The sequence below is a fragment of the Micromonospora sp. NPDC047753 genome (assembly GCF_040642735.1).
In the GTDB taxonomy this organism is placed as follows: domain Bacteria; phylum Actinomycetota; class Actinomycetes; order Mycobacteriales; family Micromonosporaceae; genus Micromonospora.
Genome location: NZ_JBEYSL010000022.1, coordinates 17,441 through 27,536, shown reverse-complemented (window position 1 = coordinate 27,536; position 10,096 = coordinate 17,441). Strand labels below are relative to the sequence as shown.

At 71.4% G+C, this 10,096-nt stretch carries 9 protein-coding genes; 2 read left to right on the top strand and 7 right to left on the bottom strand.

All coding sequences use genetic code 11. From position 1 onward, the window contains the following. Positions 1-2,467 (top strand): BTAD domain-containing putative transcriptional regulator (locus ABZ749_RS03780; protein ID WP_357222443.1); only part of this gene is annotated, 2,467 nt, incomplete at its 5' end. Positions 2,468-2,525: 58 nt separating this feature from the next. On the opposite strand, the gene ABZ749_RS03775 is transcribed toward ABZ749_RS03780, so the two are convergent. The 5 genes from ABZ749_RS03775 to ABZ749_RS03755 form a co-directional block, all read right to left on the bottom strand. Continuing rightward, on the bottom strand, positions 2,526-3,365 hold the full coding sequence (locus tag ABZ749_RS03775) for an AfsR/SARP family transcriptional regulator (protein ID WP_357222441.1): 840 nt from the start codon (positions 3,363-3,365) through the stop codon (positions 2,526-2,528). A gap of 310 nt (positions 3,366-3,675) precedes the next feature. After that, a complete protein-coding gene (locus ABZ749_RS03770; protein WP_357222439.1) occupies positions 3,676-4,305 on the bottom strand; it encodes a VOC family protein in 630 nt (209 codons plus the stop codon). 65 nt (positions 4,306-4,370) lie between these two features. Continuing rightward, positions 4,371-5,561: an MFS transporter gene (locus ABZ749_RS03765; RefSeq protein WP_357222437.1), complete on the bottom strand. Its 1,191-nt coding sequence runs from the start codon at positions 5,559-5,561 to the stop codon at positions 4,371-4,373. 150 nt (positions 5,562-5,711) lie between these two features. After that, positions 5,712-6,596: a pyridoxal-phosphate dependent enzyme gene (locus ABZ749_RS03760; RefSeq protein ID WP_357222435.1), complete on the bottom strand. Its 885-nt coding sequence runs from the start codon at positions 6,594-6,596 to the stop codon at positions 5,712-5,714. Between the two features lie 8 nt (positions 6,597-6,604). Further along, entirely contained in the window at positions 6,605-7,141 is a 537-nt protein-coding gene (locus ABZ749_RS03755; protein ID WP_357222433.1) for a hypothetical protein, read from the bottom strand. Positions 7,142-7,346: 205 nt separating this feature from the next. Between ABZ749_RS03755 and ABZ749_RS03750 the strand changes: the two genes are divergently transcribed. Continuing rightward, positions 7,347-7,826 carry an STAS domain-containing protein gene (locus ABZ749_RS03750; protein ID WP_357222431.1) on the top strand — a complete coding sequence of 160 codons (480 nt, stop codon included), beginning with the start codon at positions 7,347-7,349 and terminating at the stop codon, positions 7,824-7,826. Positions 7,827-7,948: 122 nt separating this feature from the next. On the opposite strand, the gene ABZ749_RS03745 is transcribed toward ABZ749_RS03750, so the two are convergent. Beyond that, on the bottom strand, positions 7,949-8,662 hold the full coding sequence (locus tag ABZ749_RS03745) for a GAF and ANTAR domain-containing protein (protein WP_357222429.1): 714 nt from the start codon (positions 8,660-8,662) through the stop codon (positions 7,949-7,951). Between the two features lie 187 nt (positions 8,663-8,849). Next, positions 8,850-9,977, bottom strand: coding sequence for a DUF4185 domain-containing protein (locus ABZ749_RS03740; RefSeq protein ID WP_357222427.1), 1,128 nt, complete (start codon positions 9,975-9,977; stop codon positions 8,850-8,852). Positions 9,978-10,096 lie beyond the last annotated feature (119 nt).

Genomic DNA, 10,096 nt, shown 5'->3' with positions numbered 1-10,096 from the left:
CCCGGCGACGGCGCAGCCGGAGCTGGCCCGCGCGCTCGGCATGTGGCGGGGGTCGGCCTTCGCCGGGCTGCCGCTGCCCCGGCTCCTCACCGGCCGGGTCGCGCGGATCACCGAGCGGCGTCTGCTGACCGAGGAGGACCACGCCGCAGCGCGGCTCGCGCTCGGCGAGGCCGCCCAGGTGATCCCCCGACTGCGGGCACTGCTCGACCGTCACCCACTGCGGCAACGGGCCTGGTCCCAACTCATGACCGGCCTCTACCAGATCGGCGACATCGCCGGGGCACTGGCAGCCTTCCAGCAGGCCAGACGTGCGCTGGCCGAGGAGACCGGGATGGACCCCGGCCCCGAGCTGACCCGGTTGCACGACGACATCCTGCACCACCGCCTCAGCCAGCAGGCCGCGACGACCGGGCCGGTCGACGGCGCGTCGGCTGGCGCGGCACCGGGTCGCCCCCGGCAACTGCCACTCGCCCTGCCCGGCTTCGTCGGGCGCAGCGCCGAGCTCGACCTCCTCGACGCGACCCTCGGCGCCCGATCCGCACGACAAGCCACCGTGGACATCGTCACCATCAGCGGCATGGCCGGCGTGGGCAAGACGACGCTCGCGCTGCACTGGGCCCACCGGGCCGCCGACCGCTTTCCCGACGGCCAGTTGTACGTCAACCTCCGAGGCTACGACGACGCGGACGCGGTATCCCCCGCCGATGCCCTGGTCAACTTCCTCGAGGCGCTCGGCGTACCTGTCGGCCGTATCCCCAGCAGCGTCGACGCTCGGGCCGGGCTGTACCGCAGCGTGCTCGCCTCGCGTCGGATGCTCGTCGTCCTCGACAACTCGCGCGACGCCGACCAGGTGCGCCCGCTGCTGCCCGGCGTGGGTCGGTGTGCGGTCCTGGTGACCAGCCGCGACCAGCTCAGCAGCCTCGCGGTGGCCGAGGGCGCCCGACCATTGACGCTGGAGGTGCTGAGCACCGCCGAGTCGACGCGGCTGCTCCGCAGCCGACTCGGTGACGTCCGGGTGGCGGCGGAACCGGCGGCGACCAGCGAGGTGATCGAATCGACAGGACGCCTCCCGCTCGCCCTGTCCATCGTGGCAGCCCGGCTGACCGCCCGGTCCACCTTCCCGATCGACGCCGTCGCGGCCCAACTCCGCCAGTCCGAGTCCCGCCTCGAGCAGCTGGCCGACGGGGACGTCCGCCGGATCTTCTCCTGGTCGTACCGGGCGCTGAGCGCCGAGGCGGCCCGCCTGCTGGGCCTGCACCCGGGCCCCGACCTGACCGGAGACGCCGCCGCCGCGCTGCTCGGCCGCCCCCGGGCGGCGGTCACCCCGCTACTGAAGGAGCTGACCCGGCTGCACCTGCTGACCGAGCACCTACCCGAGCGGTACGCCCTGCACGACCTGCTCCGGTCGTACGCCGCCGAACTGGCCCAGGCATCCGACCTGGCCGAGGAGCGACAGGTCGCCGCGCGCCGGATGCACGACCACTACCTGCACAGCGCGCACCCCGGCGCGGTGCTGCTCCAGCCGACCTGGACACCCATCGAGCTGGAACCACCGATGCCGGCGAACGTGCACGTGCCGATGCCCGATCGGGTCGTCGCGGCGGCCTGGTTCCACGCCGAGCACCCCGTCCTGCTGCGGGTGTTACGTCAGGCCGCGGAGACCGGCTTCGAGCGGTACGCCTGCCAGCTCGCCTGGGCTCTGGCCGCGTACCTCGCGCCCAGAGGCATGTTCCAGGAACAGCTCGCAGCCCAGCAGGCGGCACTCGCGGCGGCGCAGCGGATCGGCGACGTCCGGGCGCAGGCGCAGGCCAGCCGGATGCTCGCCCGCGCGCTCATGCGGCTCGGCGACCAGCACGCGGCCGAGCACCACGTTCAGCGGGCGCTGGAACTGTACGAACAGCTTGAGGACCTGGACAGCCTGGCGCTGATCCTGCGCCAGTACACCGAGCACTGCACCCAGTACGGCCGGTTGGACGAGGCGCTCAAGCACAGCGCCGAGGCGCTGCGGGTGTCGCAGCTCATCGGCAACCGGTACGCGGAGGCGCGCGCGCTGAACGTCAAGGGTTACCTGCACGCCCTGATCGGTGACTACCAGCAGGCCGTCGTCGACTGCGCCGAGGCGCTGGCCCAACAGGAGGCGATCGACGATCGCGTCGGGCAGGCCGCGACGTTGGACAGTCTGGGCTTCGCGTACCACCGGCTCGGTGACCCGGCCAGAGCTGCGGTCTGTTACGAGCAGTCCGTCCAACGCTTCCAGGAATCGGCCAACCGGTATCACGAAGGGCTGACCCTCGTCCGGCTCGGCGAGGCGCGCGAGGCGATGGCGGACCCTCCGGCCGCTGCCGAGGCATGGCTGCGGGCCATCCGGATCTACGACGACCTGGGCGACCCCGCCGCGGACGTGGTGCGGCAACTGCTGGTACGCGTCGCGCCCGGCCACTCCCGCCCGGTGACCCCGCCTGAGTGAGACCACCGGCTACAGCGGCCGGAGACGGTGTCGACCGGCCCCACGCCCCAGCGCGTGGTCAGCGCCTCGGCCGACAGGTGCGGGTGGCCGTGGGCCCCGGGCGGGTCCTTCGGGAAAACGGCCCGGCCCCGACGGCCGGGCCCAGGTCACCCCGCAACATCGAGGTGTACGCGGCGAACAACGCCGGGGTCGGCTCGACGCCCAACTCGGTGGCCAGGCGGGTACGGAAGGCCCCGAACACATCCATCGCCTCGCCCTGCCTGCCGGTCTGGTACAGGGCGGTCATCAGCATGATCGCCAGCCGTTCCCGCAGCGGATACTCCGTCTGCAACGCGGTGAGCGCGGGGATCGCCCGGCGGCAGTCGCCCAGCCGCAGGTGCAGTTCCAGCCGGTGTTCCAGGCAGACTATGCGGCGTTCGAGCAGGTGCTGTCGACGGCTCTCCACGTACGGGCCGGTCAGGCCCGCCAATGGTTCGCCCGCCCAACTCTGCTCGGCCTCGGCCAGTAGCGCCGCCGCCCCGGCGAGGTCGCCGGACGCCTCGGCCACGGCGGCCCGTTCCATCGCCTCGTCGAAGTCCGCGACGTCGGTGCGGGCCGAACCGAGACGCAGCCGGTAGCCGATCCGGGAACTGTCGATCGTAGGGTCGTCGGGGCCTCCGCACGCCGCCTGAAGCGCGCGTCGCAGGCGATAGATGTACGGCGGGATCAGCTTGGCGCCGGTCGCCGGGATCTGGCCGCCCCAGACGCCCTGCAGGATCGACGCCGGTGTGACCACACGGTCCGCGTTGAACAGCAGGATCGCGAAGACCGCCTGTTGCCGGACGGGCCCGAGGTCGAGCCACTCTCTGCCGACCTCGGCGTGAAGCGGGCCGAGGGCGTGAAACCGTACCCGCGTCACGGCACCGCACCGCCCGCACCAGGACTCGTCATCGAGGTCTCCTCCCTACCGGCGGCCGGGGAACCGCGCCCCGGCGACGAGGCACGGCACGCCCGATTCGGCTCTGAACCCGGCGGTGCCGCTTGGATCGAAGATCATCGCGTCCGGGGGAATGGTAGGGCGCTCGGCGTACAACTCGCGTACATCGCCCGTACGAACAGCGCGCAGCGGGTGGCGGCGCGCACTCCGAAGCGGAGACGGTGCTGCCGGTGAGTCATCAGGTGACTCACCGGCAGCACGTCGATCAGTAGGTTCCGCGCATGGGCGTAGCTCACTCGGGCGGCTTGGCCCCGGACTGCTCGCTGACCATGTACGCCGCGTACCAGTCGGGCCAGTTGTCGTCATGCTCGCCCGTACGTTTCTCGTGTTCACCGTGCGCGGCGGCCGCGCGCCGAAGCGCGCTCGCCAGGTCGCTCGTGGAGCCGAACGAGGTGAGGCCGCCCTCGATGCGCCCGGGAAGCCTGCTCGTGATCTCCTGCATCAGCCAGGTGTTCCCGTCCGGGTCGCGCAGCGTGGCACGCGAGAAGTAGCTGCGCCGCTGCGGGTCCGGCCCGTCGACCGGGCCGTCCGGGCTGACATGGAAGACGTCACCGACCTCGACACCGGCGGCGACGAGGGTGTCGTGGGCCGCCTCGATGTCGGACACGATCAGGTACGCCATGGCCGAGCCGGGTGCCGCCGGTGTGAGCCCGGGGCCGAACTGCACGGAGCACGCGGAGCCGTGCGGAGTCAGCTGGACGATGCCGGGCGGCGTCTGGTCGAGTCGCCATCCGAGCCGTTCGTAGAATGCCTTCGCCCGGTCGACATCCGACACCGGGATGACGATCACCTCGAGCTTGACGTCGAGGCTCTCGATGCGCGATGTCGCGCCCGCGTCTCCCTGGTCAACCTTCGGGCTCATCCCCCGCTCCCTTCCTGATCATCACGCTACTGACTGCGTTACTGCTCGACCCCGGCTCTCCGGCATCACCCCGGCGTTGTCCTGGTGGCCCTGCGCACCCCCAACAGGGCGACCACGGCGAGAAGGATGACGGCGACCGAGTACTCGTCGGCGGTCCTCGGCAGGCCGCCGGCGTAGACCACGAGGAAGCCGGCGATCACCGTGGGCAGACCGAAGCCGACGTAGCAGACGACGTAGAGCACCGACAGCACGCTGGCACGTTGGTGAGCCTCGGCCAGCGGCATGACCGTCTTGAGACTGCCCTGGAAGCCGCTGCCGAAGCCGACGCCCCCGAGCGCGAGGCCGACGAAGAAGCCCGGGACGGACTTCGCCATGACCGACACCAACGTGACCACCATGCCCAGGATGAGCGCGGTGATCCCGGTCAGGATCACGGTCCGCGCGGCGGTGTTGCGCTGTATCAGAACGGCTGCGGACCCGAAGACGGCGAAGACGAAGAGGACGAGACCGCCGATCACGATGGACGTGCTCATGAGACTGCGGACGAGCGCTGGGCCGAGCGCGCCGAAGAACCCGGCCAGCGCCCAGACCGCGAAGAGCACCGGCACGACGACCAGGACCGGCTTGCGCACCGGACGGGGCAGAGCGATGTCCGGCCGGAGGCTGCGGCGGGCCCCGCCCATCGGGCTCACCGTCTCCGGCATCAGCGCGACTCCGACGGCCTGGATCAGCAGGATGACGAGCAGCACGACGTACACCAGTCGCGTCGGCGCGGGCAGGAACTGGATGAGCAACGCCGAGAGCAGGGCCCCGCTTCCGGTTCCGATACCGGGGGCGAGAGAGTTCGCCAGCGTGCCACGGGCACGGTCGATGTCGAGCATGGCGGCGCCCACGGCGCCGGTGGCGGCCCCGGCTGCCAGACCCTGCACGAGTCGGGCGACCAGGAGGGACGCAACGCCGTTGGCGAAGATGAAGACGACAAGCGCGAGCATCTGCACCGCGATCGCGACGCCCAGCACCGGCCGCCGACCGACGTGGTCGGACAACTTGCCGAAGGTGAGCAGCGAAGCGAGCACCGCGAGGGCGTAGACGGCGAACACAATCGTGGTGGTGACAGGCGAGAAGTGCCAGCGTTCCTGGTACGTACCGTAGAGCGGGGTCGGAGCCGCCGACGCGGCCAGGAACGACACGAGGATGGACGCCAGCAGCACCAGGGAGACCGTCGGCGTGAGTCGGGCCCGCCCCGCGATTGGCATGTCGGTGCTCCTCGGCTGCTTGGAGAGCGGTCAGCCTGGGCGTTCCGCCGGCCCCCGGGGCCACGGCGGCGTACCCGTTCGGCGCCGACACATGCCCACGGCTCAGCCCTCGGCGTCCGAGGGCACCGCCGTGCGTGCCCGGCCGGCGCCCTACAGCTCGGGGTGGCCGAAGAGCCCCGGCAGCCCGCCGCTGTGCAGGAAGACGACCCGGTCGCCGCGCGGGAAGCTGCCGGCCAGCAGCGCCGCCATCGCCCGACCGGTGTACGTCGGGTCGAGGAAGACCCCCTCAGTACGCGCGGTCACCTCCAGCGCGTCGCGAGCGGCGTCGGTCAGCGTGCGATACCCCGCCCCCACCTGGGTGCCGTCGATCCGCAGTTCCCCCGGCTCCACCTCGCCGGCGAGCAGCCCGGCGACCGTCACCCGTGGGTCCGGCACGGCGCCGACATCCACGCCGACCACCCGCCGCACGCCCAACTCCCGCACCAGGCCGGCCATCGTCCCGCCGGACCCGAGCGCCGTCACGACCTCGACGCCGTCGGCGTCCGGCAACTGGGCCCGCAGCTCCCTACCGCAGTCCACATAACCCTGTACCGACGCGGGAGAGGTGCCGCCGAACGGGATGACGTACGCCGATCGTCGCTCTCCCTCAGCCGCCGCCACCTCGGCGGGCGGACGGCCTCCGCTCCAGACGATCTCCGCGCCCGCGAACTCGTCGAGCAGCAGGTTTCCCCGCCTGGTCTCCGAGGGCGGGCCGGCGAGCACCAGCACGCAGGAGAGGCCGAGCCGCGCGGCCGCGGCCGCGGTGAGGCGGGCGTGGTTGCTCTGCGGCGCCCCTGAGGTGATGACAGTGGAGGCGCCGACGGCCATCGCCTGCGCGCAGGTGTACCGGAGCTTGCGGATCTTGTTACCACCCCCACCGAGGCCGCTGAGATCGTCACGCTTGAACCAGAGCTCGGCCAGCCCCAGCAGGGCAGCGAGTCGGGGCGCGGCCTCCAGCGGCGTCGGCCAGGTACCGAGGGGAACGGGTGTGATCATCCGTTCAGCTAAGCACTCCGCGCCCAGGCTGTCCGGGGCAGCGGTCCGACGTCCGAGTGACGACCGGGACGGAGCGCCGCGTGCCGCTGCCCGGGACCCGCCCCGTCGCGGGCGGCGAGCGCGTCGGCCACCGCTCCGGTGGCGAACGCGTAGATGGACTTGTGCAACACGTCGATGGCGAGCTCGGAGCGGGGCCAGGTGAACGGCGGCGCCCCCACGCCGGTGGCGTTCTCCAGGATCTGGTCGTTGCTCAGGCGCAGCGCGGTGAACATCGTCGACGCCCAGACGCCCCGCAACCCGGCCTGCGCCATGACGCTGCGCAGCACGCCGACCAGCACGCCCTGGCCGTAGTGCATTGCCAGGTTCTGCCACCGGGGCGGCTGCCCGGAGGATTCCGGCAGGCCGGTCAGCCGTGCCAGAACCCGGGCCGGAACATAGGAGTCGGGTCGACCGGTCAGCCGCTGTTCGATCTTCTCCGCGGCCGTCATCACCGCTGTCCCGGCCAGACCCGCCGCCAGTCCCTGCCACACCGCTCTCTTCAGCATGTGCGGGCCCTACCCCCCGGGCGCTCCGCTACACCCCCACATGCCGCCGGCCCACAATTTGTCGTCCGGCGGGTGCCGGGTTGGTTTGAGCCTCAACCCCCCGGGTAGGGTCCTTGTCCGGGTCAAGACACGCGCCCTCCAGTGGTCACCTCGCCTCGGCACGCACGCGGCGGGCGGCCACCCTCGTCGAGGGCGGAGGCATCGTGTGACCGACCAGGATTCCGCATTCGGGTCTTCAGGACCCGACCCGCAGTACGGCCCGGACCGGCCCATCATGTCGCTGTCGTTGAGCCGTGACGGCGCCGTCAGCCAGATCAGGGTCGTCGGCGAGATCGACATGAGCAACGCCCACCTGCTCACCGAGCTGGTGGAGGTCCTCTGCCGCACGCCCACGCCACTGGTGGTCGTCGACCTCGCGGCGGTCCGCTTCCTCGGCGCGCACGCCGTCAGCGCCCTGCTCCACGCCGGCCACCTGGCCGCCCAGGCCGGCGGTCGGCTGACGCTTCGCGACCCCTCGCCGTTCGTCCTCCGGGTGCTCGACGTGGCCGGCGTGCTGGGGTATCTCCACCTTCACGGCACATCCACACCGACCGGTGCTCGCCTCAGCGGCGTGGTCCCACCCCTGCCCCGCCGTGCCGCACCGCCGCGTCGGCCTCTCGGCCCGTCCGTCGCCGGCCAACCGTAGGCGGCACGGCCACCGTCCCCCCGACAAGGAGAGGCATGTTCAATCCGCTCGCCCGGACGCTGCCGGGCGGGGGCGGGGGCGCCATGCTCAACGACCGGCTCGACGAGGAGCGGCGGGTGCGTTCACCGCTGGGTCCTGCCCTCCGCCTGGGCGACCAGGGACTCCGCGACCTCGCGCACCTTCCGGTTGGTGTCCTGGGAGATCTTCGACAGCAGTGCGAACGCCTCCTCGGACGAGCACCGCCGGCTCCCCATGATGATGCCTTTGGCCTGCTCGATCACCGCCCGATTGCGCATCGCCTCCTGCATCTGGGCCGCCAGCGTGGCGGCGTTCTCGTACAGGTGTGCGTTGGCCAGTGCCACCGCCGCGTACGCGCCGAAGCCCTCCGCGCTGGTGATCGAGGGCGGGTCGAAAGCGTTCACCGAATCGCTGTAGACGTTCAACGCGCCGACGACCGATGCCTGGACGGGAAGCCCGATGGAGAGGGAACTCCCCACCCCGGCGGCGCGAGCCCTCTCCGCCCATACCGGCCAGCGCTCCTCGGTCGCCATGTCCGGCACCGAGATGGTGTCACCGCTGGCGGAGGCATCCAGGCAGGGACCTCGGTGCTCCTCGTACTGCCACTCGTCCAACTGACGGGCCAGCTCGCCGGTGGATGCCCCGGTCCAGCCGACCCGACCCCGAACCAGCGTGACAGTCACCTCTGCCGTCCCGGCGATGCTCGCCTTGGCGAGCTCAGCGATCCGGAGCAGCATGTCGTCGAGGCTGACCTCGTCGAATCGGACCTTGCCCAGCTCGGCCAACGCGTCCGCGGGATCCATCGTCGGCTGCGTCATCGCAGTACGCCCTCCTCGATCGGCGTCCGCCGGGACGAAGATTCCGGCGCGGCCGGAATCACGTCGGATGCTGGGCAGCCGCGCCCCCGGGGCGCGCGTCAGACCGCCCGGGCCGGTCGTCAGCAACCGTGGTCCTACCCCCTGAATCACCCACTCACACCCACGACGAGGTCGGCCAGTGGCCCCGTCACACCGATCCGGTGAACTGGCTGACGTGGTAGGCGGTGCTGCGGCCGTCCGGGGTGCGGGTCCACTTCGAGACCATCAGGTGCAGGTCGTCGGCGTTCCGGCTGGACCAGGGATGGATGAACCCACCGTAGAGCGCGGGCTCCTGCCAGCCCGTCAGCTGAATCTTCTCCCCCGTCCAGGCCCGGTCGGGCCCGGACGCGGTACGGGTGACCAGACATCCGTTCTGGCAGTTGAGGTAGGCCATCACCCAGGTCCCGTCGGCCAACCGGCGCACCGACGGCTCGCCGAATCGGCCGGTGAGGATGGGTGTGCAGGGTCTCCCCCAGCCCCAGTTGGTGCCGTTCCAGCCCCAGCCCTCGTACGACTCAGAGTAGAACAGCCGGTCCCACCGGACGCGTCGCAGCATCATCGGACCGTCCTGCCGACCCGACCGGACCGAGAAGACGTAGACGTACTCTCCGTCGCGCTGCATGGTCCACATCTGGAACGGGTCCTTGTTGTCCGGGCTGTTCCACCACTTCAGCGGCGTACGGAAGAAGTCGTTGCCGTTGTCGGAGTAGGCGAGCCCCGCGTAGCGGGACTTCCACTGCGGCCCGGCCGGGCCGGCGGAGTTCCAGTTCTCGATGCTCATGTAGGAGATGAGCTGCCGACCGGTCTCCGGGAAGCTGATGCCGTCGTTGGGGATGACGGTCACCTCGGGCAGACCGTCGATGCCGATGCCGTGGTGGCCGTTGTGCATCAGCTCCGGTGCCCGTCCGTTGCCGGCGACGCGTGCGGCGCTGTCGAAGACGATTCCGCCCGGCGCGCCGGGGTGGACGGCCGAGCGCAACATGACCGGCGACCGCCAGTCGTTCGGCAGGGGCGGGCCCTCGGGCCACGGCGTGTCGAAGGTGTCGCCGAAGAGGTAGCCGATGGATCCGTTCTCCAGCACGTAGGGGATGCCCAGATCGGTGCCGGCCACCCGCCATCGGCGACTGGTGTCCAGGTCCGCACCGGTCAGCCGCTTCTTCCAGACCGCCGCCTGAACTGGAGCGGCCGTCGTCAGGATCGCGCCGACTGAACCGACCGCGCTGGCGGCCCCGATCGCGGCGGCGCGGCCGAGCAACGAGCGACGACGTACGCCCATGGCTGCCCTCTCCTGTCGTACTCGTCATGGCCTGCCGCGTGATTGGACAGCGGTTGCGGGCGAGTAAACCCGCCTACGACAGCCGCTGTCAATACCTGCCCGCCATGAACGATCCATTG